The 340-nt window shown below is 70.0% G+C and carries 1 protein-coding gene; it reads left to right on the forward strand.

Annotation, left to right across the window (positions count from 1 at the left end):
* Positions 1-340 (forward strand): 1-deoxy-D-xylulose-5-phosphate synthase N-terminal domain-containing protein (locus GTW40_RS08920; RefSeq protein WP_272918992.1); only part of this gene is annotated, 340 nt, incomplete at both ends.

Below are 340 nucleotides of genomic sequence, written 5' to 3' on the forward strand. Positions count from 1 at the left end.
GACGGCGCGCTGACCGGCGGCATGGCCTGGGAGGCGCTGAACAACATCGCCGAGGCCAAGGACCGCCCGCTCGTCATCGTCGTCAACGACAACGAGCGCTCCTACGCGCCCACCATCGGCGGCCTCGCCAACCACCTGGCCACCCTGCGCACCACCGACGGCTACGAGCGCTTCCTCGCCCGCACCAAGGACCTGCTCGACCGCACCCCGGTCGTCGGCCGCCCGCTCTACGACACCCTGCACGGCGCCAAGAAGGGCCTGAAGGACTTCATCGCCCCGCAGGGCATGTTCGAGGACCTGGGCCTGAAGTACGTCGGCCCCATCGACGGCCACGACATCG

The sequence above is a fragment of the Streptomyces sp. SID4985 genome, assembly GCF_009863025.1.
Classification (GTDB): Bacteria; Actinomycetota; Actinomycetes; order Streptomycetales; family Streptomycetaceae; genus Streptomyces.